This window comes from Jiangella sp. DSM 45060, from assembly GCF_900105175.1.
Classification (GTDB): Bacteria; Actinomycetota; Actinomycetes; order Jiangellales; family Jiangellaceae; genus Jiangella.
Genome location: NZ_LT629771.1, coordinates 3,173,251 through 3,196,644 on the forward strand (window position 1 = coordinate 3,173,251; position 23,394 = coordinate 3,196,644).

Annotated in this window: 27 protein-coding genes; 12 read left to right on the forward strand and 15 right to left on the reverse strand. The window is 74.1% G+C overall.

Annotated features, from left to right (window positions below; translation table 11 throughout):
* Positions 1–19: 19 nt before the first annotated feature.
* On the forward strand, positions 20–652 hold the full coding sequence (locus tag BLU82_RS14325) for an endonuclease (RefSeq protein WP_092621468.1): 633 nt from the start codon (positions 20–22) through the stop codon (positions 650–652).
* Between the two features lie 8 nt (positions 653–660).
* Here the strand turns inward: BLU82_RS14325 and BLU82_RS14330 are convergent, their stop codons facing one another.
* From BLU82_RS14330 to BLU82_RS14340, 3 genes are read right to left on the reverse strand one after another with little or no spacing between them, the layout of a single operon-like run.
* Entirely contained in the window at positions 661–1,683 is a 1,023-nt protein-coding gene (locus BLU82_RS14330) for an NAD(P)/FAD-dependent oxidoreductase (RefSeq protein ID WP_092621472.1), read from the reverse strand.
* A complete protein-coding gene (locus BLU82_RS14335; RefSeq protein ID WP_172885613.1) occupies positions 1,680–2,213 on the reverse strand; it encodes an isoprenylcysteine carboxyl methyltransferase family protein in 534 nt (177 codons plus the stop codon). The genes BLU82_RS14330 and BLU82_RS14335 overlap by 4 nt, the downstream gene beginning before the upstream one ends.
* A gap of 2 nt (positions 2,214–2,215) precedes the next feature.
* Positions 2,216–3,295: a type III polyketide synthase gene (locus BLU82_RS14340; RefSeq protein WP_092621475.1), complete on the reverse strand. Its 1,080-nt coding sequence runs from the start codon at positions 3,293–3,295 to the stop codon at positions 2,216–2,218.
* 41 nt (positions 3,296–3,336) lie between these two features.
* Between BLU82_RS14340 and BLU82_RS14345 the strand changes: the two genes are divergently transcribed.
* Positions 3,337–4,143, forward strand: coding sequence for a UbiA family prenyltransferase (locus BLU82_RS14345; protein WP_092621478.1), 807 nt, complete (start codon positions 3,337–3,339; stop codon positions 4,141–4,143).
* 29 nt (positions 4,144–4,172) lie between these two features.
* Positions 4,173–5,300, forward strand: a complete 1,128-nt coding sequence (locus BLU82_RS14350) for an NAD(P)/FAD-dependent oxidoreductase (RefSeq protein WP_092621481.1) — start codon at positions 4,173–4,175, stop codon at positions 5,298–5,300.
* A gap of 125 nt (positions 5,301–5,425) precedes the next feature.
* Here the strand turns inward: BLU82_RS14350 and BLU82_RS14355 are convergent, their stop codons facing one another.
* The 3 genes from BLU82_RS14355 to BLU82_RS35120 form a co-directional block, all read right to left on the reverse strand.
* Positions 5,426–5,626, reverse strand: a complete 201-nt coding sequence (locus tag BLU82_RS14355; RefSeq protein WP_092621484.1) for a hypothetical protein — start codon at positions 5,624–5,626, stop codon at positions 5,426–5,428.
* A gap of 82 nt (positions 5,627–5,708) precedes the next feature.
* On the reverse strand, positions 5,709–5,942 hold the full coding sequence (locus tag BLU82_RS14360; protein ID WP_092621487.1) for a hypothetical protein: 234 nt from the start codon (positions 5,940–5,942) through the stop codon (positions 5,709–5,711).
* A 314-nt stretch (positions 5,943–6,256) separates the two neighbouring features.
* The gene (locus BLU82_RS35120) at positions 6,257–6,475 is read right to left on the reverse strand and encodes a DAK2 domain-containing protein (RefSeq protein ID WP_197682946.1); all 219 of its coding nucleotides are present in this window, start codon (positions 6,473–6,475) and stop codon (positions 6,257–6,259) included.
* 5 nt (positions 6,476–6,480) lie between these two features.
* Here BLU82_RS35120 and BLU82_RS14370 point away from each other — a divergent pair, with 5 nt between their 5' ends.
* The 8 genes from BLU82_RS14370 (at position 6,481) to BLU82_RS14405 (ending at position 15,197) form a co-directional block, all read left to right on the forward strand.
* Positions 6,481–8,271 carry an SLC13 family permease gene (locus tag BLU82_RS14370; protein WP_092621490.1) on the forward strand — a complete coding sequence of 597 codons (1,791 nt, stop codon included), beginning with the start codon at positions 6,481–6,483 and terminating at the stop codon, positions 8,269–8,271.
* Between the two features lie 95 nt (positions 8,272–8,366).
* Positions 8,367–9,743, forward strand: a complete 1,377-nt coding sequence (locus BLU82_RS14375) for a M20/M25/M40 family metallo-hydrolase (RefSeq protein ID WP_197682947.1) — start codon at positions 8,367–8,369, stop codon at positions 9,741–9,743.
* Positions 9,740–11,323 (forward strand): YfcC family protein, encoded by a 1,584-nt coding sequence (locus BLU82_RS14380; RefSeq protein ID WP_092621493.1) that lies wholly within the window; start codon positions 9,740–9,742, stop codon positions 11,321–11,323. The genes BLU82_RS14375 and BLU82_RS14380 overlap by 4 nt, the downstream gene beginning before the upstream one ends.
* Before the next feature lie 51 nt (positions 11,324–11,374).
* Entirely contained in the window at positions 11,375–11,860 is a 486-nt protein-coding gene (locus tag BLU82_RS14385) for a DUF1269 domain-containing protein (protein ID WP_092621496.1), read from the forward strand.
* Entirely contained in the window at positions 11,850–12,398 is a 549-nt protein-coding gene (locus BLU82_RS14390) for a copper chaperone PCu(A)C (protein ID WP_092621499.1), read from the forward strand. The genes BLU82_RS14385 and BLU82_RS14390 overlap by 11 nt, the downstream gene beginning before the upstream one ends.
* The gene (locus BLU82_RS14395) at positions 12,395–13,582 is read left to right on the forward strand and encodes a Vps62-related protein (protein WP_092621502.1); all 1,188 of its coding nucleotides are present in this window, start codon (positions 12,395–12,397) and stop codon (positions 13,580–13,582) included. The genes BLU82_RS14390 and BLU82_RS14395 overlap by 4 nt, the downstream gene beginning before the upstream one ends.
* A complete protein-coding gene (locus BLU82_RS14400) occupies positions 13,552–14,322 on the forward strand; it encodes a hypothetical protein (protein WP_092621505.1) in 771 nt (256 codons plus the stop codon). Before BLU82_RS14395 ends, BLU82_RS14400 begins: the two co-directional genes overlap by 31 nt.
* Entirely contained in the window at positions 14,319–15,197 is an 879-nt protein-coding gene (locus BLU82_RS14405; protein WP_092621508.1) for a hypothetical protein, read from the forward strand. The genes BLU82_RS14400 and BLU82_RS14405 overlap by 4 nt, the downstream gene beginning before the upstream one ends.
* A 92-nt stretch (positions 15,198–15,289) precedes the next feature.
* Here BLU82_RS14405 and BLU82_RS14410 read toward each other — a convergent pair whose 3' ends face one another.
* Positions 15,290–15,592, reverse strand: coding sequence for a DUF1876 domain-containing protein (locus BLU82_RS14410; protein ID WP_092621511.1), 303 nt, complete (start codon positions 15,590–15,592; stop codon positions 15,290–15,292).
* Between the two features lie 129 nt (positions 15,593–15,721).
* Here BLU82_RS14410 and BLU82_RS14415 point away from each other — a divergent pair, with 129 nt between their 5' ends.
* Entirely contained in the window at positions 15,722–17,041 is a 1,320-nt protein-coding gene (locus BLU82_RS14415; protein ID WP_092625837.1) for a phosphoribosyltransferase family protein, read from the forward strand.
* A gap of 146 nt (positions 17,042–17,187) precedes the next feature.
* Here the strand turns inward: BLU82_RS14415 and BLU82_RS35125 are convergent, their stop codons facing one another.
* The 8 genes from BLU82_RS35125 to BLU82_RS14455 are packed head-to-tail and all read right to left on the reverse strand — an operon-like array spanning position 17,188 to position 23,387.
* Complete coding sequence (locus tag BLU82_RS35125; protein ID WP_197682949.1) at positions 17,188–18,561, reverse strand: YbhB/YbcL family Raf kinase inhibitor-like protein; 1,374 nt, start codon at positions 18,559–18,561, stop codon at positions 17,188–17,190.
* Positions 18,562–18,572: 11 nt separating this feature from the next.
* Complete coding sequence (locus BLU82_RS14425; protein WP_092621517.1) at positions 18,573–19,154, reverse strand: redoxin family protein; 582 nt, start codon at positions 19,152–19,154, stop codon at positions 18,573–18,575.
* A complete protein-coding gene (locus BLU82_RS14430) occupies positions 19,154–19,912 on the reverse strand; it encodes an MTAP family purine nucleoside phosphorylase (protein ID WP_092621520.1) in 759 nt (252 codons plus the stop codon). Before BLU82_RS14430 ends, BLU82_RS14425 begins: the two co-directional genes overlap by 1 nt.
* Positions 19,912–20,574 (reverse strand): glycosyltransferase family 2 protein, encoded by a 663-nt coding sequence (locus BLU82_RS14435; RefSeq protein ID WP_092625839.1) that lies wholly within the window; start codon positions 20,572–20,574, stop codon positions 19,912–19,914. Before BLU82_RS14435 ends, BLU82_RS14430 begins: the two co-directional genes overlap by 1 nt.
* Positions 20,574–21,164, reverse strand: a complete 591-nt coding sequence (locus tag BLU82_RS14440) for a class I SAM-dependent methyltransferase (protein WP_157740949.1) — start codon at positions 21,162–21,164, stop codon at positions 20,574–20,576. The genes BLU82_RS14435 and BLU82_RS14440 overlap by 1 nt, the downstream gene beginning before the upstream one ends.
* Entirely contained in the window at positions 21,161–21,595 is a 435-nt protein-coding gene (locus BLU82_RS14445) for a hypothetical protein (RefSeq protein WP_092621526.1), read from the reverse strand. Before BLU82_RS14445 ends, BLU82_RS14440 begins: the two co-directional genes overlap by 4 nt.
* Positions 21,592–22,752, reverse strand: coding sequence for a molybdopterin-dependent oxidoreductase (locus BLU82_RS14450; protein ID WP_197682950.1), 1,161 nt, complete (start codon positions 22,750–22,752; stop codon positions 21,592–21,594). Before BLU82_RS14450 ends, BLU82_RS14445 begins: the two co-directional genes overlap by 4 nt.
* Positions 22,749–23,387: a DUF2064 domain-containing protein gene (locus BLU82_RS14455; RefSeq protein WP_092621529.1), complete on the reverse strand. Its 639-nt coding sequence runs from the start codon at positions 23,385–23,387 to the stop codon at positions 22,749–22,751. The genes BLU82_RS14450 and BLU82_RS14455 overlap by 4 nt, the downstream gene beginning before the upstream one ends.
* Positions 23,388–23,394 lie beyond the last annotated feature (7 nt).

The following is a 23,394-nucleotide window of genomic DNA, read 5'->3' on the forward strand; positions in this document are numbered from 1 at the left end:
GCGCGGGTAGCGAAGGGTCATGAGTCGTGATCACGACCGCGTCGCCGCCCTGCTGAAGCGGCACGGCACGACGTACGCGGAGCAGGCCGGCATCACGCTGGCCGACAAGCCGTCGCCGCTCTACCGCCTGCTGGTCCTCTCGCTGTTGCTGTCGGCCCGCATCAGTTCCGACATCGCCGTTGCCGCCGCACGTGAGCTCTCGAGGGCCGGCTTCCGGACGGCCGAGCGCATGGCCGAGGCGACCTGGCAGCAGCGCGTGGACGCACTGGGCCGCGGGCACTACCGGCGTTACGACGAACGCACCTCGACCATGATCGGCGACGGCGCACAGCTGCTGCTCGACGACTACGCCGGCGACCTCCGCCGCCTGCATCGTGACGCCGGCAGCACCTCCCGGTTGGAGAAGCTGCTCCGGAGACACCCCGGAATCGGACCGACCGGTGCCGCCATCTTCTGCCGGGAGGTCCAGGGCACCTGGACCGACGTGGCGCCATACGCCGACAAGCGGGTCGTCGACGGGGCCCGGAAGCTCGGCCTGCCGACGTCCGTCCGACGGCTGACCGCCCTCGTGGACCCGTCCGATCTGCCCCGGCTCACGGCGGCGTGCGTACGCGCGTCACTGGATAAGGACATCGTCGACGACCTGACCTGACGGACGGGTCACGCGGGGCGGGCCAGTGCGTTGACGGCGGCGCCGAAGAGGCGGGGCAGTGCGGTCGCGGCCGGCACGATCGCGCGTCGCCCGGCCGTGGTCGAGGTGGCGCCGACCAGGGCGCGCGTCAGGAGCTCGTAGCGCCAGGTCAGCCGCCGCCAGCTGGTCTCGTACCCGGCCGGCGCGCCGGCGACGATCGCGGCGACGGCGGCGCGGGCCTGCGCCATCCCCAGCGCGACGCCCTCGCCGGTGAGGGCGTCGACGTAGCCGGCGGCGTCGCCGACCAGCAGGACGCGTCCGGCGACCCGCCGCCGCGACCGCTGCCGCAGCGGACCGGCGCCGAGCACCGTCGTCACGGGCCGGCCGGCGACCCGCTCGAGCAGGGCCGGAAACGCGCCGAGGTGCTGGTCGAACGGTCCCCGCTCCCGGGTGAGCACCGCGATCCCGACCAGCCCGGGCCCGACCGGCGTCACGTAGGCCTCCGCCGCCGGCGACCAGTGCACCTCCACGTAGTCGGTCCAGGGCTCCAGCCGCACGTGCAGCCGCAGCCCGAACCGGCGGGCCGTGGCGACCGGGGCGTCCAGGCCGAGTCGTCGCCGGATCGGCGAGTGCAGCCCGTCGGCGGCCACGAGGTACCGCGCGCGGACCCCGTCGACGTCGACGCCGCCGGCGTCCTGGCCGACGACGTGGACGGCTGACGACAGGACGGGCACGCCCGCGGCACGGACCGCGTGGCGCAGCGCGTCGTGCAGGACCGTCCGCCGGACGCCGCGGCCGGGGCCGGCGCGGAAGTCGGCGACCACCGAGCGGCGGCCCGACACGTAGCGGATGCCGCGCAGCACCTGCCCCTCCGGCTCGACGCCGAGGTCGCCGAGCGCGACGACGGCGCCGGGCATGAGCCCCTCGCCGCACGCCTTGTCGATCGGCCCGGTCCGCGGCTCGAACACGACGGCGTCCAGGCCCGCGCGGGCCGCGTGCAGCGCCGTCGTCAGCCCGGCCGGACCGCCGCCGGCGACGGCGAGGTCGATCACGGCGCGGCCCCCTCGCGGCCCAGGGCCGTGAGCGCCGCGTTCTCCACCGACAGCCGGACGGCGAGCAGCGCGGCGTTGAGCGCGGTGAACACGACCGCCGTGATCCAGGCCGAATGCACCAGCGGCAGCGCGAACCCCTCGACCACGACCGCGACGTAGTTCGGATGACGCAGCACCCGGTACGGCCCGCCATCCACGCGGTCGAGGCCGGGAACGACGATGACCCGGGTGTTCCACTGCCGCCCGAGCGTCGCGATGCACCACCAGCGCAACGCCTGCGCCGCCACGACGAGAGCGAGCATCGTCCAGCCGAGGGCCGGCACGAAGTCGGGCCGGCGGATCCACACCTCCGCGACGGCGCCGGCCAGCAGCGCCGTGTGCAGGACCACCATGACCGGGAAGTGCCGCTGCCCGTACTCCACGCCGCCCCGGGCGAAGCTCCAGGCCGCGTTGCGCCTCGACACCACCAGCTCGGCCAGACGTTCCAGGCCGACCAGACCGACCAGCACGGTGAACAGGATCTCGGACATGATCACGCCCTCAGCAGGACGAGTTCGAGGCAGAAACCCGGGCCCATGGCCAGCATGATCCCGTACGACCCCGGCCGCGGCGGGCGCAGCTCGAGCGTGTCGGACAGAACGTGCAGCACCGACGCCGACGACAGGTTGCCGATGCGGTCCAGCGAGTCCCACGTCACCGCCAGCGCGTCGCGATCGACGCCGAGCGCCTCCTGCATCGCCTCCAGCACCTTCGGCCCGCCCGGATGGCACACCCACCACTCGACGTCCTCGCGGCCCAGCCCCTGCCCGGACAGGAACCGGCCGACGTCCTCGCCGACGCGGTGGCGCACCAGGTCGGGGACGTCCGCGCTCAGCACGATGCGCAGGCCGGACGATCCGACGTCCCAGCCCATGACCCGTTCGGTGTCCTCGTAGAGCCGGCTGCGGCTGGCCAGCACGGCGGGACGGACGCGGCCCGGCGGCGCGATGGTCGCGGCCGCCCGCTCCTCGCCGGCCGCGACGACCGCGGCGGCGCCGTCGCCGAACAGGCCGCTGGCCACGAGGTTCGGGATCGACGTGTCACCGCGCTGGACCGTCAGCGAGCACAGCTCCACCGACAGCAGGACGGCGACCTCGCCGGGGTGGCCGAGCAGGTAGTCGTGCATCCGCGCCACACCCGCGGCGCCGGCCACGCAGCCCAGGCCGACGATCGGCACCCGTTTCACATCGGGGCGCAGGCCGATGCGCCCGGCGATCCGGGCGTCCAGCGACGGCACCGCGATGCCGGTGATCGTCGTCGAGACGATCAGGTCGACGTCGGACGGCGTCAGCCCGGCGGCGTCCAGCGCGTCGGTGATCGCCCGTGAGCCCAGGTCGACGGCGGCCGTCACGAACGCGTCGTTGGCGGCGCCGAAGTCGCCGAGGCTCGCATAGCGCTCCTTCGGCAGCGCGAGATGGCGGGTGCTCACGCCGGCGTTGGCGTGAAATCGCTCCAGCAGAGCCAGGTCGTGGCGGCGGGCCGGCGCCAGCATGGCCGCGACCTGCGCCGTCAGGTCGGCCTGCGCGTACTTGTGGTCGGGTAGGACCCCGCGAACCGACAGGATGCGCGTCATTGTCAAGTAATACTCCAATCCGGCGTGCCTAAACTTCGGACGTGGCGGTGGCGACGGCGGCGGCGGGCCTGGTGCGTGCCTGCCATCCCGAGCCGACGGCCGCGGTCACGGCGTTGAGCGGGCTGCTGGCGCTGCGGCTGGGACACGATCCCGGCACGCTGACGCTCGTGGTGGCGGCCGTGTTCACCGGGCAGCTCACGGTCGGGTGGTCCAACGACCTCGTCGACGCCGGCCGCGACCGCTCCGTCGGCCGCACGGACAAGCCGCTGGCCACCGGCCGGGTCTCGGCGCGGACGGTCGCCGTCGCGCTGACGGTCGCGGCGGTCGCCTGCGTGGCGCTGTCGCTGGCCCTGGGCCCGGCCGCCGGGCTGGTCCACCTGGGCCTGGTGGGGTGCGGTGTGGGGTACAACGTGCTGCTGAAGCGGACGGCGCTGTCGTGGCTGCCGTACGCGGTCGCCTTCGGGCTGCTCCCCGCGGTGGTGAGCCTGGCCCTCGACCCGCCGCAGTGGCCGCCGTGGTGGATGATCGTCGCCGGTGCCCTGCTGGGGGTGGGCGCGCATCTGGTCAACGTGCTGCCCGACCTCGCCGACGACGCCGCGACCGGTGTGCGCGGGCTGCCGCACCGCATCGGCGCCGCGCGGACGCGGGTCGTCGCCGTCGTCGTGCTGGTCGCGGCGTCGCTGCTGGTGGTGCTGGGGCCGGGCCGGCCGCCGGCCTGGGCGTGGGCCGGCCTGGCTCTGGTCGTGGTCCTCGCCGCGACGGCGCTGCGCGGGCGCGGCTCGGCGCCGTTCCGCGCGGCGATGGCCATCGCGCTCGTCGACGTGGTGCTGCTGGTGCTGCGCAGCTGAACGTCGCGCGGCTGGGTAGTGCTCCGCTCATGGAGGAGCCCTGGGATCTCGTCGTCGTGGGCGCCGGGCCGGCCGGAGCGGCGGCGGCGCTCGGCGGGTTGGCGGCCGCACCCGGTCTGCGGGTGCTGATACTGGACCGCGCGAGCTTCCCCCGCGACAAGGCCTGCGGCGACGGCATCTCGCCGGACGCGACGACCGTGCTGGCCGACCTCGGCCTTGCCGGCCTGCTGGACGACTGGGCGCCGGTGCGGCGGCTGGAGCTCGCGCGCGGCTCGCACCGGGTGTCGCGGCCCATGCACCGGCCCGTCCGGGTGGTGCCGCGTCTCGTTCTGGACGACCGGCTGCTCGGCGCCGCCGTCGGCGCCGGAGCGCGCTTCGAGCGGCACCGCGTCCGCACCGTCGTGCCGCGCGGCGACGTCGTGGTGGTCGACGACGAACTGGCGGCGCGCGTGGTGGTCGGCGCGGACGGCGCGTACTCGGTCATCCGCCGTGCCGCCGGTGCCCCCGCGGTCCGGCGCCGAGCCATCGCCCTGCGCGGGTACGTCCCGACGACGCCGCGCTGGGCCGGCCGCCAGATCATCGCGTTCGACCCGGACGACACGCAGGCCTACGCCTGGTGCTTCGACCGCGGCGACGGCCTGGCCAACGTCGGCTACGGCGCGTTCGGCCGCGACGGCCTGACCCGCACCGCGCTGCTGCGGCGGCTGGGCGAGCTGCTGCCCGGCGCGGACGACGGCGCCGACTGGCGCGGCCATCACCTGCCGCTGTCGTCCTGGCGCTGGACCCAGCCCGGCGGCCGTCTCCTGCTGGCCGGTGACGCGGCCGGCCTGATCAACCCCATGACGGGCGAAGGCATCCACTACGCGGTGACGACGGGTGCGTCCGCCGGACGCGCGGCCGCGGCGGCCCTCCTCGCGGGGCGGCCGGACACCGCGGGCGCGCGGCACCGTGCGGCCGTGCGCCGCCTGCTCGGGCGGCATCTGCGGCACACCGCCGCGGCGGCGCGGCTGGCCAGGGCGCCGGCGGTGCTGACCGCCGGCCTGTCCGCGGCCGCACGCGACCAGCACGTGTTCGACGACCTGGTCGACCTCGGGCTCGGCGAGGGACGGCTGACACCGCGGGTGATCTCCGGCCTCGCCCGCGCGCTCGTCCACTGATCCCCCGCCATGCGTCTCCGCGCCGTCGCCGGGTACGAGCGCGACTCGGCTTCACGCCAGGATCTTCAAGGTCTTCCTCGCCGCCCGATCGCGTCGCCCGCCGGGCGGCGCGTGGTCCGGATCGATCAACGGGTGGCGAGCAGGCCGGCGATCGCCAGGACGGCCAGGCCGCACAGCAGCCCGACGACGACCGCCACCATCAGCGTGCTGCCCGACCACTTCCCGCGGCGCCCACCAGGATGATCAAAGGCCGACGGGCCCTCTCGCGGCCGCGGTCGTTGCGCCGGGTCCTCGTAGCCGTTTCCGTGCTCCTCGTGATGGCTCATGGTGCATCCGATACCCGGGCGGGCGACGTCGCATCCCCGTCAGGCCTGGCTGCCCACGCCGTCGCTGCTCGGCGCGTGCCGCTCACGCTCCGGCAGCCGGTGCGAGCCGGGCGGCGAGGAGCCGTTTCCCCTGCTCGCCGGCCTTCAGGTCGTTGTCGCGGATCTTCCGGAACCACTCCGCGAGCTCACCGTCACCGGCTTGCTCGGCGTCGGAGATGTAGGTCTCCATCTGCCACGCGAACTCGAGTGACGCCTGGAGAACGGTGATGAGGTTGTAGTGCTCGTCCCGCACGGGCCGGGGCGGTTCGTTCGTCATGATGGCTACTCCCCACGTCGAGCTGACGCAGGGACCCTTACCCCGTCCTCGCCGGCTCATGGCGACGTCGGCGCAGCACGCAGCGGTGTGCGGCGTGGTCAGGACCAGCGGCGGCGGCAGGGTCGTGCCGAGCGGTAGGGTGCGGGCTTGAACCGGTCGGCGTGCAGCAACGCATCGACCGGTTCGCCACGTCACAGGTGATGTCCGCCCAGTCCGTCGCGGCCGCTAGCCGCGGACCCAGCTCATCCCACCCACACCGGCCAGCCGGTCGTAGCCGCTGGTGACAATCCGACGTGCGCGACGCTGTTGCCGGCTCACGTCGGGTGCTTTTGCAGCGCCTGCGGGAAACGCAGGACGGCGGTGGCGCCGCCGTCGGGAACGCCGAGGCCGCGCTCGCCGACCCAGGCCGCCCGGCCGCGCGCCGGGACCATCGTGGTCGTGGCGTCGGCGGTGGCTCGAGCGGCCGCCACTTCGGTGGCGCCGGCCGCGACGTCCAGTTCGACACATTCTGAGACGGTCGCCAGTACGATCAAGCGTTGTGAGCGACGCCACGGTGAGCCTGATCGTGCTGGCGGTGGTGGTCGTGGTGTTCGTGTGGAACCGCCTCCCGGTCGAGATCGTGGCGCTGGGGACCGCGCTCACGCTGTATGCCGTCGGCCTGCTGGAGATCGACGAGGCGCTGGCCGGTTTCGGCGACCCGGTGGTGATCTTCCTCGCGTCGCTGTTCGTCGTGAGCGCGGGGCTGGACTCGTCGGGTGTGACGACCTGGGCCAGCAGCCGGCTGATGGAGCGGGTCGGCACCGGCCGGCGGCGCCTGCTGTTGCTCGCCATGGCCATGAGCGCGCTGCTCACGGCGTTCATCACGCTGAACGGCGCGGTGGCCGCGCTGCTGCCCATGGTGGTGGCGATGGCGGTGCGGTCCGGGCAGTCGCCGTCCCAACTGGCCATGCCGCTGGCGTTCGCCGGCAGCGCGGGGTCGCTGCTGATCCTCACCGGCACACCGGTCAACGTCATCGTCTCCGACGCGTCGGCCGACGCCGGGGCGGGCGCGTTCGGGTTCTTCGAGTTCGCGCTCGTCGGCGTCCCGCTGGTCGCCGGCACCGTCGTCATCGCCCTGTACCTCGGGCCGCGCGTGCTGCCCGCCACCGTCCCGCGGCACGCGCCACCGGACCTCGGCGACCACGCCCGGCTGCTCATCGAGCAGTACGCCGTCGACGGCAACCTGTACCGCCTGCGGGTCCGGGAACACTCCCCGCTCGTCGGAACCGGCGCGGACGACGCCGTGCCGCTGGACGCCGGCGTGACCCTCGTCGGCGTGCGGCACCGGGGCCGTGCGCCCCGCCCGGAGGACGGCGTTCTCGCGGCCGACGACGTGCTGGTCGTGCGCGGTGACGCGGGCCCGGTCAACGAGTTCATGGCCCGCCACCACCTCGCCGCGCTCGGCGGCTCCGGCGACGGCCTGCTGACCCATGAGGTCGGCGTCGCCGAGATCGTCATCCCGCCGAGATCGCGGCTGATCGGCGAGGTCGTCGTCCCCGGCATGCGACGCAGCACCGGACTGGTGGTGCTGGCGGTCCACCGGCTCGGACGGGACCGCGGGCGCGAGCCGACCACGCTCGAGGTCGGTGACACGCTGCTGGTCGAGGGCACCTGGGACGCACTGGACCAGAACATCCACGGCCAGGACGCCCTCGTCGTCGACTCGCCGGACCTGCTGCGCCGGCAGGCGCCCGGCCTCGGCCCGCGCGGCCGGCTGGCGCTGGCGGTGCTGGCCGGCATGGTGCTGCTGCTCGCGCTCGGCGTCGTCCCGGCGGTGGTGGCCGGGCTGCTGGGCGCGCTGGCGATGGTGCTGCTGCGGGTCGTGCGCATCGAGCAGGCCTACCGGTCGATCTCCTGGACCACGGTCGTGCTCATCGGCGGGCTCATCCCGCTCTCGACGGCGATCCAGGACAGCGGCGCCGCCGAGCAGATCGCCGACGTCCTCATCGGCATCGTCGGTGACGGCTCACCGCACCTGCTGCTGCTCGGCATCTTCGTGCTCATCGGGCTGCTGGGCCAGATCGTCAGCAACACCGCCACCGCGCTCATCGTCGTTCCGGTCGCGCTGGCCGCGGCCGCCGAGACCGGCGTGGCCGTGCAACCCGTCCTCATGCTGGTCACGGTGGCGGCGGCGGCCAGCTTCCTCACCCCGATCGCCACCCCGGGCAACATGATGGTGATGGGCCCCGGCGGCTATCGCTTCGGCGACTACTGGAAACTCGGACTACCCATCATGGGCTGGTTCCTCCTCGTCGGGGTCTTCCTCGTCCCGGTCATCTGGCGTTTCTGATTCATTCGCCGGAAATTGCAGACAGTTGCGACTGCATCCACTAGCGTCACGCACAGTGATCATTGTGTGATGGTCGCCACAGGGGGTGGTGGGCGGTGGAGTCCGGCATCAACCAGAAGTCCCGCACCGAGAGCGCCGATCGCGTCAGCCAGCTGATGCCGGCGCTCGTCGACGATCTGAAACGGCTGGCCCGCATTCCGTCGATCGCCTCACCCGGGTTTCCGCCCGAGCCGCTGTTCGAGGCACACGACGTCGTCGCCGACCAGCTGCGCGCGGCCGGCGTCACCGATGTCGGCTCGCTGACGATCGAGGGCAAGACGGCGCCGGTGGTCGTCGCGGAGGTGCCCGCTCCACCGGGCCGGCCCACGGTGCTGCTCTACACGCACTACGACGTCGTGCCGGCGGGCGACGAGGCGCTGTGGGACACGCCGCCGTTCGAGCCGGTCGAGCGCGACGGCGCCCTCTACGGCCGGGGCGTAGCGGATTCCAAGGCCAACGTGATGGCCGTCATCGGCGCGCTGCGCGCCTACGACGGCCGTCCGCCGGTGGGCGTCAAGGTCGTCATCGAGGGCCAGGAGGAGGTCGGCAGCCCGTTCGACGTGTACCCGCCGAGCGCACCCGAGCTGTTCCGGGCCGACGCGATGGTCGTCGCCGACGTCGGCAGCGTGCGCCCGGGCGTGCCGACGCTCACCGTCGCGCTGCGCGGGTCCGCGCAGGTGGACGTCGAGATCCGGACGATGGCCGGCGACAAGCACAGCGGCCAGTACGGCGGCGCGGCGCCCGACGCCCGCACCGCCCTGCTCCGGCTGCTCGCCTCGTTGCACGACGACGCCGGCGACGTGGCGGTGCCGGGGTTGCGGCGCACGGAGTGGACCGGCACCACCTACAGCGACGAGGAGTTCCGGGAGCTGGCCGAGATCGAGCCGGAGGTGCCGATGATGGGCACCGGCGGGCTGGGCGAGCGCATCTGGTCCGGGCCGGCGATCACCGTGGTGGCGTTCGACGCGCCGACCACCTCGGCGCCGATCAACGCGGTGGCCGGGCACGCCCGCGCGACGCTGAACCTGCGGGTGCATCCGCAGCAGCGCGCCGCGGAGGCGCAGGCCGCGCTGGTCGAGCACCTGCGCCGGCAGCGCCCGTTCGGCATCGTGCCCGAGGTGGTGCCGGGTGAGGCCGGCGACGGCTACGCCGCGTCGCTGGACGGCCCGGCCTTCGACGCCGCCACGAGCGCGCTCGGGGCGGCGTGGGAGGGCACGACCGAGATCATGGCCGGCGGCGGGTCGATCCCCCTGGTCATGGCCCTGCACGAGGCCGTCCCGACGGCGGAGATGCTGCTGTTCGGCGCGACCGACAGTTACGCGAACATCCACGCGCCGAACGAACGCGTCCTGCTCGACGAGTTCCACCGGGCCACGCTGGCCCTGACGCTGTTCCTGGCCGAGTACGCCCAGCGGTGGGAGGGCGCCCGGTGAGCACCGCGCAGGACGCCGCCCCCGTCGAACCCGAGGACGGCGCGCCGCAGCAGGAGGAGACGAAGAAGTCCCGCGGCTTCCCGACCGCCGTCACCGTCCTGGCCATCGTCACGTTCCTGGTGTGGGTGCTGGCACTGCTGATCCCGGCCGGGACCTACGAGCACGACGAGTACGGCGCGCCCGTGGCCGGCACCTACCAGGAGGTCGACTCGCCGCTGTCGTTCGGCGACCGGGTCCGCGAGCTGATCCTGTCGCCGGTCAACGGCTTCTACGGGCTGCAGGACCTCGTGTCTGGATTCGTCAGCACCGAGAACGCGGGCGTGCTGTTCGGGTCGATCGGCGTGGTCGTGTTCATCCTGTCGATGGGCTCGTTCATGGGCGTGGTCTTCGCCACCCGCAGCCTCGAGGTGGGGGTCGGCAGTCTGGCCGCCCGGCTGCGCGACCGCGGCTGGCTGCTCATCGTCGCCATCATGTCGTTGTTCTCGCTGCTGGCCGGCACGATGGGCTTCTCGGTCGAGACGTTCGGCTTCTATGCGCTGCTCATCCCGCTGATGAAGGCGATCGGGTACGACCGGATGACCACGGTCGGCGTCATCATCGTCAGCATCTCCGTCGGGGCGATGGGCTCGACGGTGAACCCGTTCTCCATCGGGGTGGCCTCCGGCGAGGCCGGGGTGTCCATCGGCGACGGCATCGTGCTGCGGGTCGTGCTGTGGGTGACGATGACCGCCATCGGCATCGCCTACGTGCTGCGCTACGCCCAGCGGGTCCGGCGCGATCCGTCCCGGTCGCTGGTCAAGGCCGACGACGAGCCGGACGATGCCCCCGACGACACCGCCGACGCGCCGGCCGAGCGGCTGACCGGCACCCAGAAGGCCGTCCTGGCGATCACCGGCCTGACCTTCGCGCTGCTGATCTTCTCGGTCATCCCGTGGTCGAGCATCTTCGGCGCGACCACCGGCCCGGCCGAGGGCGACGTGATCCACGAGACCACCACCGAGCCGTACTGGTTCCAGCTGGACTGGTGGTTCGCCGAGCTCGCCATGCTGTTCTGGATCGCCGCGATCATCGTCGGCATCGTCGCCCGGATGGGTGAGAAGGACATCGTCGGCAGCATCATCCGTGGCGCCGGCGACTTCCTCGCACCGGCGCTGGTCATCGCGCTGGCCCGCGGCGTCGCCGTCATCATGACGAACACCCAGACGCTGGACACGGTGCTCAACTACATGGAGCGGGCGGTCAGCGACGCCTCGGCCGGCGTGTTCACCGTCCTGGTGGCGGTCGTCAACGCGCCGCTGGCGTGGCTCATCCCGTCCTCGTCCGGGCACGCGACGCTGGCCATGCCGCTGCTGGCGCCGTTGAGCGACTTCGCCGACGTCGACCGTGCCCTGACCATCACGTCGTGGCAGCTGGGTCACGGGCTGGCGCTCATGGTCGCGCCGACCAACGTCGCCGTCGTCGCGGGGCTGGCCCTGGCCAAGGTCGGGTACGACGCCTACCTGCGCTTCGTCGCGCCGTTGCTGGGCATTCTCGCCCTCTACGTCTGCCTCGTGCTGTTCATCGCCGCCGGTTTCGGCTGACCCATCCCGTCCCGATCTCGCACCATCCGGTCCGATCCGCAGGAGGAACGCATGTCCGAGCTCATCGTCATCGGGTACGACGACCACGACACCGCCAAGCGGGCCTACGAGGAGGTCCAGCGGCTGCAGAGCGACTTCATCGTCGACCTCACCGGGCTGGCCGTCGTCACCGTCGACGAGGACGGCAAGCAGCACGTCGACACCCCCGGGCGCATCGTCGGCGCCTCGGCCGCGTCCGGCGCCCTGTGGGGCGCCCTGTTCGGCCTGCTGTTCCTCATCCCCGGCATGGGCCTGCTGATCGGCGGGGCGATGGGCGCGTTGCTCGGCAAGCTGAACAAGTCAGGCGTCGACGAGGCGTTCCGCAACCGCGTACACACGATGCTGCAGCCGGGCAGGGCCGCCGTCGTGATCATGGCCGCCAAGATCACCGAGGACAAGTTCGCCGCCGCGCTGCGGCCATTCGGCGGCGACCTCCTGCAGACCTCGCTGTCGAGCGAGGACGAGGAGGAACTGGCCTCGGAGCTCCGTGCGGGCTGACAACGGCGCCCGGCGAGCGGTGGCACGGTCGCTGCTCGCCGGCGCCGTCCTGGCGCTGACCGCCGCCTGCGCGAGCAGCGGCGGCAGCGCCCTGCTCGACGCCCGCAGGCCGTCGGACAGCGTCAACGCGACCGCCGGGCACATCCGGCTGCTGGGCGTGCGCATCGAGCATCCCGACGACGCTGAGCACATCGAGGGCGACAACGTGGGGCTCTTCCTCACCATCGCCAACCAGTCGTCGGAGCCCGACACCCTGACCGCGGTGAGCAGCGTCGACGCCCGGCAGATCGTGTTCCGCGACGGCGACGGGCCGATCGAGGAGGAGATCGACGTCACGGTGCCGGCGGAGGGTGTGGCGTCGCTGCAGTACCCGGGCGGCCCGCACCTGGAACTGGTCGAGCTCGGCCGCAACGTGCGCGGCGCCAGCTTCCTGCCCGTGACGTTCCGCTTCGCCGACGCCGGGACGGTCACCGTCTACGTGTTCGTCCGGGGGTTCGGCCGGCCCACGGTGTCGCCGCTCCCCCCGCCGACCCCGTGAGCGTTCGCTCCGCCGTCGCCCGGCTGGTCGTGGCGGCGGCACTGGCGACCGGCCTGACGGTCCCGGCGACGCAGCTCGCCGCGGCGCAGGACGTCGCGGACCCGGCGGGCGAGCTGGCCGAACGGTATGCGCCGGTGCTGCGGATCCGCGCCCAGGAGGAGCCGTGCGGCCCGGGCCAGCCCTACCTGCCTGTCGACATCGACACCGTCCTGGACAACCGCGACGTCGCCCTGCGCGGCCCCTGGTCGACCGACGACCTCGCCGGCATCGCGCCGTCCGCGACGGACATCGGCGACGGCCTGGGCCGTTACCATCTCGACTTCCCCGGCGACGCCCTCGACCCCGGTTGCGAGTTCGAGCAGTGGTCGCGGGAGCTCACCGACGACGGCGACCCGGTGGCCTACGCCCGCGTCGTCGGCGACCCGGACCGGCCCGGGCAGGTCGCACTGCAGTACTGGTTCTTCTACGTCTTCAACGACTGGAACAACAACCACGAGGGCGACTGGGAGATGATCCAGCTCGTCTTCGACGCCCCCGACGCCGCGGCGGCGCTGCGCACCGAGCCCACCATGATCGGCTACAGCCAGCACTCCGGCGGCGAGGGCACCACTAGGGGCTCGGACGTGCACGAGGTGCTCGACGGCACCCACCCGGTCGTCTACCCGGCCGAAGGGTCACACGCCAACTTCTTCGGCGCCGCGCTGTACCTCGGGCGCAGCGCCGACACCGGCGTCGGGTGCGACGACACCCGCGAACCGCACACCGACCTGCGGCCGGAGATCGCGCTGATGCCGACCGAACGGCCGGCCTACCTCGAAGCCTTCCCTTGGCTCGGGTTCGACGGCCGCTGGGGGGAACGGCACGAAGCGTTCTACAACGGCCCCGCCGGCCCCAACATGAAGCGGCAGTGGACCGAGCCGATCCAGTGGGCCGAGGAGACCTGGCGCGACGGCAGCGTCACCGTCCCGCTGTCGTCGGCCGTCGGCCCGAACGTCACCAACACCTTCTGCGGCGCCGTCGAGACCGGCTCCAACCTGCTCCGCGCGATCGTCCGCAACCCCGGCCCGGCGCTCGCCGTCCTGGGCGTCCTGGTCGCGATCGTGCTCGGCGCCGCCAGCCGCACCCGCTGGACCGGGGCCGGCCGCTGCCCGTCGTGCGCCGCCGCGCCTGGGGTCAGCTGCTGACCACCGCCTGGCGCATGTACACCCGGCGCTGGCCGCTGTTCATCGGCTTCGGCCTGGTCTACCTGCCCGTGATGCTGCTCGCCACGGCCGCGCAGTGGCTCGTCGTCACCCTCGCGGACCTCACCACACTGACCGGCCCGGACGGCGACCACAACGCGCTGACCGTGCTCGTCGTCGTGCTTCTCGGCGACACCATCTCGCTGCTCGCCTACGTCCTCGTTCTCGCGGCGGTGAGCCGCTCACTGGACACCCTCGCGCGCGGCGGGCAGCCCTCCCTTCGCGACGCCGCCCGCGCGGTCGGCCACGAACTCGGCCCGCTCACCGGGGTCTCCGCGCGGATCGCCGTCGTGGTCGCGCTGCTGGTGATCCCGGTCATCACGGCGCCGCTGGCCGTCGTCTACGCCGTGCGCCGCGCGTTCGCCGTCCCCGTCGTCATGGCCGAACACCGGACCGTGTCGGGCGCGTTGCGCCGCAGCCGTGAGCTGGTCCGCGGCCGCTGGTGGCCGGTGGCGCTGCTGCTGGTGCTGGTCGCCGGGCTCGGCGCGGTGACCGGCCCGCTGGTCGGCATCGTCATCCTGCTGGTCTCCGGCGGCACCTCCTTCTGGCTGATCAACCTCATCGCCGGCCTCGTCTACGCGATCACCATCCCGTACGTCGCGCTCGTCATCTCCTACCAGTACGCCGACCTCACCGCCCGAGCCATGAGCGACGACGACCGCCAGCCCGAGCTGGTGTCGTGAGGGGACGCTGGCGCTCGGCCGCCGCCGGACTGCTGATCGCGCTGGGTTGCCTGCTGACGGTGCCCGCGGTGGCCGCGGTCTGGCTGGACTCGACCGTCGTCGACACCGAGGGCTACGTCGACACCGTCGGGCCCCTCGCCGCGGACCCGGCCGTGCAGGACGCCGTCGCCGCGCGCCTCGCCGACCGCGTCGAGGCCGCGGTCGGACGCTCCGGCCCGCTCACCGACCGGCTACGCGAACGGATCGAGGAGCAGGTGCGCGGCGTCATCGCGAGTGACCGGTTCGCGACCGCCTGGACCGAGGCCAACCGGATCGCGCACCGCAACGTCGTCGCCGTGCTGACCGGCGACGACGGCGACGGCGTGGTCACCCTCATCGGCGACACCGTCACGCTCCAGCTCGGTGCGATCGCCGCACCCCTCCAGGAGCGCCTGGCCGCCGCCGGCGTACCGCTGCCCGAGCGTCTCACCGCGGCCGACACCCAGGTGGCGCTCCTCCAGTCCGATCACCTGCCGGCCGCCCGGGAGTGGCTCGCCCGCATCGACCGGCTGGGCCGCTGGCTCCCGGTCGCGGCCGTCGTCCTGCTCGCCGCCGGTGTCCTGCTCGCGCGCAACCGACCGCGGGCATCGGCCGTCGCCGGCGGCGGCGTGGGACTCGCCATGCTGGCGTTGGTGGCCGGCCTGGCGCTGGCCCGTCCGCCCTACCTCGACGCGCTGCCACCCACCGTCGACCCCGATGCTGCGGCGGTGGTCTTCGACCAGCTCGTCTCCCCGCTCCGGTCGTCAGCCCTCGTCGTACTCGCTGCCGGTCTCGTCATCTGCCTGGCCGCCGCCGTCGCGACCCGCCTCACCAAGCGGCGGGCACGGGTCCGATGACCCGGCCGCGCGCACGTCGTCCCAGATCCGGGCCGGGAGGCCGGCACCGGACCCTAGTGGCCGGTGTCAGCCGCGCCCTGTTCGGTGACGGCTCACACCGTCGTCCCGGTCCGCCGTTCGTCGCCGTGGAACTGGACGGGTTGATGGGTGACCTGTTCGATGTCCGTGGCCGCGACCTCGAGGACCTGGTGGGCGAGATCGGAGAACGCACGAGCCATCGCCAGTTCGTCGCCGATCTTCGGGACGGCGGGATCGGCCGGATTCCGCCGCGCCGTCCCGGAGCCGGTCAAGAACGTCCCCCTGGGCGACTCGAGCCGTGCCTCGGCCCTCGTGAGCAACTCGTCGTCCTGCTCGTAGACGACGACATCGACGTTCAAACGCTTGATCCGATTCATCGCCGGCCACCCTTCTCGATCGTCCGATGCCCAGCGTGCGGGACACACTCCCGTGATGTCGCGTACCCCATGCCGGTGCGCACAAACGGCCCGAGTGTCGAGCGGCCGGTGCGCGGGTACGGGCAGCACATGAGCGTCGACGGCCCGCAGACGATCTTCCGCGATCGCGAGGATGCTGGTCGCCGTCTCGGCGAGCGCCTGAGTTCAGCGACCTTCCACGACCCGATCGTGCTCGCGCTCCCACGCGGCGGCGTGCCGGTGGCCGCTCAGGTCGCGGCCGCGTTGGACGCTCCGTTGGCGGTGTTCGTGGCCCGGAAGGTCGGCATCCCGTCGCATCCGGAGTTCGGCATCGCCGCGATCGCGGAGGGCAGCGAGGAGGTCGTGGTGTCGGGCGCGGCCGGCCGCGTCGGACTAGGCCCGGGCGAGCTCGACGCGCTGGTCCGGGACGAGCGGGCTGAGCTGGCTCGGCGGGTCGGGCGGTACCGTGGCTCGTCGCCGCTGCCGGACCTGGAGGCACGCGACGTGGTCCTGGTCGACGACGGCCTGGCGACCGGCGTCACGGCCGCGGCCGCCCTGCGGTCGCTGCGCGGCTTCCACCCGCGCCGGCTGCTCCTCGCCGCGCCTGTCTGCTCTCCCCGCGCCGCCGAGCGGCTGGCCGCCGACGCGGACGAGGTCGTGTGTCTGGCCGCCCCCGCCGATCTGCGCGCCATCGGCGCGTACTACGACGACTTCGGCCAGACGACGGATGACGAGGTCGCCGAGCTGCTCGCCTCCTCACGCTCCACCACCGACGCCGCGCCGACCGAGCGGCCCGTCACTCTCGCCGTCCTGCAGGCCGGCGCCATCCATGGCGACCTCAGCGTGCCCGGCCGGGCCCGCGGCGTCGTGCTCTTCGCGCACGGCAGTGGCAGCGGCCGGCACAGCCCGCGCAACCGCGACGTGGCTCGGTCACTCCAGCGGCGCGGGCTGGCGACCATGCTGATGGACCTGCTCACCCCGGAGGAGGAAGCAGAGGACGCCGCCACCGGGCGGCACCGGTTCGACATCCAGCTGCTGGCCGGGCGGCTGGAGCTGGCCAGCCGCTGGCTGGCGGAGGAGCCGGCCACGGCCGATCTCCCGCTCGGCTACTTCGGCGCCAGCACCGGCGCGGCGGCCGCCCTGGTCGCGGCCGCGGCAGCCGACGGCCGCGTGGGCGCCGTCGTCTCCCGCGGCGGGCGCCCGGATCTCGCCGGCGACGCGCTGGCGAGGGTCATCGCCCCGACACTGTTGATCGTCGGCGGCCGCGACGAATCCGTCCTCGGCCTCAACCAGGAGGCGCGACGGCGGCTGCCCGGCGTCAGCGAGTTGGAGGTCGTGCCCGGCGCGAGCCACCTGTTCGAGGAGCCAGGTGCGCTCGACGAGGTCGCACGACTGGCCGGCGAGTGGTTCACCAGACACCTCGGGAGGTGACAAGCATGGCGACGCAGACCCAACGCACGATCCTCTGGGTCGTCGCGGTGGTAGCCGTCATCGCCCTCGTCGCACTGGCGATGGCGATCGGCGGCGACGGCGGAGGGGGTTACTGAGCCCGCCATGCGCTGCGGCAGGTGCCTGTCTCACCGCTGGAAGAGCCCGACCAGCGTGCCGCGCGCGAGCATCGCCGCATCCGCCGCGCGGTACGCGTCCTGGACGCTGGGATCCTCCGGCAGCTCGACCGGCTCGGACAGCGCATACAGCCGGAAGACGTAGTGGTGCGCGTCGTCGCCCGGCGGCGGCGCCGGCCCGCCCCACCCGAGCTCACCGAAGCCGTTGCGCCACTCGCGGCCCAGCGGCGGCGTCCCGTGCTCCGGCACACCGCCGCTGTGCGCATCGATCCCGGTCACCAGCCAGTGCAGGAACGACCCGCCCGGCGCGTCCGGATCCTCGCACAGCAGCAACAGCTCGACTGCCTCCACCGGGACTCCGATCCATTCCAGCGACGGCGAGACGTTCTCCTCGTCGTGCCCGTGGCGGCCCGGAATCGGCGCGTGGTCGCTGAAATCGGGGCTGCGAAGCTCGATACCGGCCACCCCGGCCACTCCCCTCCTGGACGACGCTGCGTACGCCCGCCTGGTACCCACTGCGGCGCGGAGCTCACGCGCGGATCGCATGGGGCGCCCCCGGCCACGGTGGCGCCGGACCAGCACCAGCACGAGGCCGGCGGCGACGACGACGGCGGCCACGACGACGAGCCGGGCCGGTCCGGCGTCGGTGACCAGGCCGCTGAGCCGGCCCTGAAGCTCCAGCGCGGTGTCGATGACGGGGTCGGCGGGGTCGCCGCCCGCACGCACCCGCAACTCGTAGACCCCGTAGTAGGCGACGTATCCCCCGGCGGCCACGAGCAGGACCCCACTCGCCCGCGACACGTGGGGCAGCAGCCGGCGGGCCCGCCGCACGAGGGCGTCGCCGCCCAGGGCCACGGCCACGGCCAGGAGCCCGACCACCAGCCCCATCCCGACGCCGTAGCCGACGAAGGCGGCCAGCCCGCCCGCGATGCCCGACGACGTGAACGTGGACGTGGCCATCGCGAGGAACGGCGCGACGGTGCAGGACAGGCTGGCGATCGCGTAGGCCACCCCGTACCCGGCCATGGACCATGCCGACGACGAGGGCGCGGCGCCCAGTCGTGGCGCCCGCAGCGTGAGCTCCCGGCCCGCGACGAGCCGGCCGCCGAGCCCGATCAGCGCCACGCCGATCACGACCGTCGCCCACGGCAGGAACCGGTCGACCGACATCGCCGCCGGCACCACGACCAGTCCGAATGCTCCGAACACGGCGACGAACCCGGCCGTCATCGCGGCGGTCGCCACACCGGCCCGGCGCAGCGCGGCAGCCGGGCCGGGCGGCCCGCCGCGGGCCACCAGCAGCGTCAGGTACGTGGGCAGCAGTGCGAAGCCACACGGGTTCAGCGCCGCCACCGAGCCCAGCAGCAGGGCGAATTCGATCGGCACCCCGTCCACGGTCAGCTCGCCGCCAGCGACTCGACGGCCGCCACGATCTCGTCCTCGTCCAGCGGCCCGCGGATCACCTCGATCTCGCCGTCGGCGGACACCAGACCGAGGTCGTATTGCTGCGTGACCCCGAACCGGCTGTAGACGTCGCCGTCGCGGTCGTCGATGTGCGCGATGGCGTCGACGCCGCCGTCGGCGATGAAGGCTTCCATGGCGGCGAGGTCGCCGGACAGCCCGGCCACCCCGACGAACGCGACCTCCCCCTCGTACCGTGCCGCGAGCTCGGCGATGAGCGGCGCCTCGCGCCGGCACACCGGGCACCACGGCGCCCAGAACCACAGCACGGCGGGACGGCCGGCCAGGCTCGCGCCGTCGAACGTGCCGCCGCCGACCGTCGCAGCGGTGAAGTCCAGCTCCTCCGGCACGACGACCGCCGGGGTCGGCGACGGGGTCGGCGCCGGCGACGGCGACGGGCTCGCCGACGGCGACGCGGTCACCGGAGGCGACGACAGCGCCGCTTCGGTCTCGTCCTCCGCCGCCCCGCACCCGGCCAGCAGGACGGCGACGGCGAGCAGGCCGGCGCGGGCGCCCATCAGCGCACCGCCAGGTCGGCCACGGCGGCCAGCAGCAGCGAGCGGACCCGCTCGACGTTGGTGCGGACCACCTCGAACACCGCCTCCTGGCTCACCGGCGGCGCCCCCGGCTCGCCGTCGAGCCCCGCGTCGTGGTCGGTGACGAGCGCGATGCCGCCGAAGTCGAGTCCGGCCTCGCGGGCCAGCGCCGCCTCCGGGTACTGCGTCATGTTGACGACGTGCCAGCCGGCGCGGCGGTGCCAGGCGGACTCGGCGCGCGTGGAGAAGCGCGGGCCGTTGATCACCACCACCGTGCCGCCGTCGTGCAGGGTCGCCCCGGCCGCACGCCCGGCGTCCAGCAGGACGCTGCGGACCCGCGGGGTGTACGGGTCGGCCAGCGACACGTGCCGTGGGCCGTCGTCGAAGTGGTCGTGGAAGGTGTCGGCCCGGCCCCAGGTGCGGTCGACGAGCTGGTCGACGACGACGAAGTCGCCGGGCCTGATCTCGGGGCGCAACGATCCGGCCGCGAACGGCGCCACCAGCGTGTGCACGCCGAGCCGCCGCATCGCGTCGACGTTGGCGCGGTAGTTCACCCGGTGCGGCGGCAGCTCGTGGCGCGTTCCGTGCCGGGGCAGGAACGCCACGCCAACGCCGCCGATCTCGGCCACCGTCACCGGCGCGGACGGCGGCCCCCACGCCGTCTCCACCGGCACCGTCTCGGCGCCGTCCAGGAAGGTGGAGAACCCGGATCCGCCGAAGATCCCGATCTCTGGTGTCATCACAGCTCCTCACGCAACTGGCGGCGGGCGTCGGTGAGACGCCGCCGCATGTCCAGCACCGCGCGCACCGTCCCGCCGACGGTGCCGGTGACCTTGCTCCTGCCAGTGCGCGGGTAGTACGGCACCGCGTGCTCGGCGACCCGCCAACCGGCCCACCCGGCCCGCAGCACCATCTCCAAGGGCCAGCCCGACCGCCGGTCGGCGAGTCCCAGGCCGAGCAGCGCCTCGCGCCGGGCCGCCCGCATCGGGCCGAGGTCGGTGAGGCGCACACCGGCGTAGGCCCGCACCCGGCCGGCGAGGTAGCGGTTGGCCACGCGGACGTGCGGCGGCATCGCCCGGCCCCGACGGGCGCCGAGCACCAGGTCCGCCTCCCCCTCGGCGACGGGATCGGCCACCAGCGGCAGGTCGCGCGGGTCGAGCGAGGCGTCGCAGTCCATGAAGCACACGACGTCCGCGGTCGCCGCGGTCAGGCCCGCGAAGCACGCGGCGCCGAACCCGCGCCGCGGCTCGTGGACGACCGTCCCGCCGTGCGCGACGGCCACCGCCGCCGACCCGTCGGCCGACCCGTTGTCGACGACGATCGGCCGGTAGCCCGCGGGCATCCGGCCGAGCACCCACGGGATGGCGGCGGCCTCGTCGAGCACCGGCAGCACGACGTCGATCACGCCACCACCCGGCCCAGCCGGGCGAACCACCGTCCGGCCGTGACGTGCCAGCCGGCCAGCCGCAGCCCGGCCGCCGCGGCGACCCGGGCGAGGTCGTCGGCCGCCACCCGCGCCCACGGGAACCAGCCGCTGATCTCGTCGTCACGTTCCAGTCGCGCCTCGCCCGTCCACGAGCCGGCGCCCGGCGGCGCGGCCTCGACGACCGCCCGCCCGTCGCCGGACAGCAGCCGCGCGACCCGCCGCAGCAGGTCCACCGGCGCGCCGCCGATGCCGACGTTGCCGTCGAGCAGCAGCACGCTGTGCCAGCGGCCCTCGCCGGGCAGCGCGTCGAACACCGAGTGGCGCAACGCCGTGGCACCACGGGCCCGGGCCTGGTCGACGGCGTGTGCCGACGCGTCGACGCCGAGCGCCGGGATGCCGAGCTCCCCCAACGCCACCACCAGCCGGCCCGGCCCGCAGCCCAGGTCCAGGACCGGGCCGCGCAGGGACGCCAGCAGTGTCCGCTCCGCCGGCGTCGCCGACGCCGTCCACGCGGCGACGGCCAGCGGTTGCGTCCACCCGTCGCGGCCGCGCATCAGCACCGTCATCTGGTTCTCCCCCGGACGACGCGCACGACGACGGCCGTCGCGACGGCCGTCCAGATGAGCGCCAGGACGATCACGAGGTTGCGGCCGTAGTCCAGCGGCAGCGCGCTGGGCACTGACGGCGACCGGCCCCATCCCCGCACCACGGGCCAGAACAGCAGCGTCAGCAGCGCACTCAGCGCGAATCCGAGCCGGACCGGCAGCCGCGCCGGGTCCGGCACCCACCGGGTGGCCAGCGCGGCGGCCACCACGACCGGAGCCAGCAGCGCGTCGTGCAGCAGACCGGACCCGGCCAGCCACCCGGCCAACTCGGCCGGGCGGGTGTCCGCGCGGTCGGCCCACGCGCCGGCCAGGCCGTAGCCGGCGATCGCCGCGCCGGCGGCCAGGCAGGTCCAGAAGAACGGGCCCGACGGCGCGCGCTCCGGCGCGGTCATGCGCGGATCACCACCAGTGCGCGCACCCACTTCGTCTGCAGGACGCCGGCCCGGTTGGGCGCGATGAGCCGGCACGGGTAGCCGTGGTCGAGATCGAGCCGCTCGCCGTTCAGCGCCACGGCCAGCATGGTGTCGGCGTCGCGCACCTGCGGGTGGTTCAGCTCCGACGCCCGGTACCGGCCACTGGCCTGCAGCGACTCCGCCCGCACGGTGACGTCGTCGTCCGGGTCGACCCCGGCGACGGCCAGCAACTCGGTGATCGGGACGCCCCGCCACCGGGCCGACACGCTCCAGCCCTCGACACAGGCGATCGGCAGTTCGGCCTCGCGACGCGCGAGGCGGTCGAGCTCCCCCGTGGTGAGCTCCACCGGCAAGGCGACGGCACCGGTGATCCGCAACCGGTAGGCCGGGTCCGACGCGGCGTCGACGACGCCGGCCTGGACGGCGCTGCGGTTGACCGGCACGCCCTGCGGGCCGATGTCGGGACGGCGTTGCGCGAACAGCGTCAGCGGCCGGAACGCGGGCAGCGTCTGACCGGCCGTGGTGACGGTGACGACGCCCGCGGCGACCGCCACCGCGCCCAGGAAGCCGCGCCGCCCGAGGGTGCCCGGCGCCGCTGCCGCGACCGGGTGGCCGGGCCGGGCCAGCGCCGCCCGCGCGACCGCGGCCTTCGCGCCCACGTGCGCGACCAGCGCGCCGACGGTGATCCACGCGACCCAGTAGTGCGCGGCCGGGAAGTAGAACCCCCACGGGTACCAGCGCGACACGTTGGCGACCCCGGAGAACAGCATGAACACGGCGCCGAAGGTCAGCGGCACCAGCATGAGCCGCTCGAGCCCGTGCGCGACGCCGGTCACCGGCGGCCAGCTGAACAGCCGCGGGTACACCGACCACAGCTTCGCCAGCAGCAGCGGCACCGTCGCGAATCCCGTCGCCACGTGCAGGCCCTGCGTGGCCCGGTACAGCGACGCCGGTCGCGGCGGGATCGGCAGCCAGCCCACCGGGTGCTGCTGCAGGTGCGAGTAGAGCCCGGTGAGGAAGCAGATCAGGACACAGCTGCCGAGCACGATGCCGAGAATCGCGGCGGTCCGCGCGTCGTGGACCGGCTGCCGCAGCGCCTCGTCCCGCGCCGTGGCCACCGCGCGCAGCGGTCTCACGCGGCCCCCGTCAGCACCGAGCGGACGACGCCCGCGGTCCGTGTCTCCGGCGCGGCGGCGGCCACCGCGAGCGCGTCGGCCGCGGTGTCGACGTCGCGCAGCACCGGCAGCTCCGTCACCGCCAGGCCCAGCGCGAGCAGCCGGTCGCGCTGGCGCGCAGCGGTCCGCGCGGTGCTCATCGGCACGCCGTCGAAGACGCCGCGCCGCCAGCGGTTCAGGCCCAGGGCCCACCAGCCGCCGTCCTCGGCCGCGCCGAGCGCCGCCGTCCGCGCGTCACCGCCGGCCACCAGGCCGAGCGCGTGATCGAGCAGCGACGGCGTCAGCTGCGGGGTGTCCATGCCGATCTGCACCCCCGGTCCCCCGGCGTGGCTCCACGCCGCCGCGAGCCGGGTCCCGAGCGGCCCGCGCACCTGCGGGACCACCTCGAAACCGGCCGGCAGCCACGGACCGGGCCGGCCGTCGAGCACGAGGATGCGCCGTCCGGCGCCGCACCGCGCGACGGCGTCGAGCGTGTCGGCGAGGGCCGCCTCGGCGACGCGTGCGGCCGCGACAAGGTCCAGCGGCGGGCAGAGCCGGGTCTTCACCCGGCCTGCGACCGGCTCCTTCGCCACCACGAGCACATGCGTCCGCTTCACGCTGACG

Excerpts from the sequence above, each read along its gene's own strand:
- BLU82_RS14325 (WP_092621468.1), top strand. The coding sequence starts at position 20 with ATGAGTCGTGATCACGACCGCGTCGCCGCCCTGCTGAAGCGGCACGGC.
- BLU82_RS14335 (WP_172885613.1), bottom strand. The coding sequence starts at position 2,213 with ATGTCCGAGATCCTGTTCACCGTGCTGGTCGGTCTGGTCGGCCTGGAA.
- BLU82_RS14340 (WP_092621475.1), bottom strand. The coding sequence starts at position 3,295 with ATGACGCGCATCCTGTCGGTTCGCGGGGTCCTACCCGACCACAAGTAC.
- BLU82_RS14350 (WP_092621481.1), top strand. The coding sequence starts at position 4,173 with ATGGAGGAGCCCTGGGATCTCGTCGTCGTGGGCGCCGGGCCGGCCGGA.
- BLU82_RS14355 (WP_092621484.1), bottom strand. The coding sequence starts at position 5,626 with ATGAGCCATCACGAGGAGCACGGAAACGGCTACGAGGACCCGGCGCAA.
- BLU82_RS14360 (WP_092621487.1), bottom strand. The coding sequence starts at position 5,942 with ATGACGAACGAACCGCCCCGGCCCGTGCGGGACGAGCACTACAACCTC.
- BLU82_RS14385 (WP_092621496.1), top strand. The coding sequence starts at position 11,375 with ATGTCCGAGCTCATCGTCATCGGGTACGACGACCACGACACCGCCAAG.
- BLU82_RS14410 (WP_092621511.1), bottom strand. The coding sequence starts at position 15,592 with ATGAATCGGATCAAGCGTTTGAACGTCGATGTCGTCGTCTACGAGCAG.
- BLU82_RS14415 (WP_092625837.1), top strand. The coding sequence starts at position 15,722 with ATGAGCGTCGACGGCCCGCAGACGATCTTCCGCGATCGCGAGGATGCT.
- BLU82_RS14425 (WP_092621517.1), bottom strand. The coding sequence starts at position 19,154 with ATGGGCGCCCGCGCCGGCCTGCTCGCCGTCGCCGTCCTGCTGGCCGGG.
- BLU82_RS14430 (WP_092621520.1), bottom strand. The coding sequence starts at position 19,912 with ATGACACCAGAGATCGGGATCTTCGGCGGATCCGGGTTCTCCACCTTC.
- BLU82_RS14440 (WP_157740949.1), bottom strand. The coding sequence starts at position 21,164 with ATGACGGTGCTGATGCGCGGCCGCGACGGGTGGACGCAACCGCTGGCC.
- BLU82_RS14445 (WP_092621526.1), bottom strand. The coding sequence starts at position 21,595 with ATGACCGCGCCGGAGCGCGCGCCGTCGGGCCCGTTCTTCTGGACCTGC.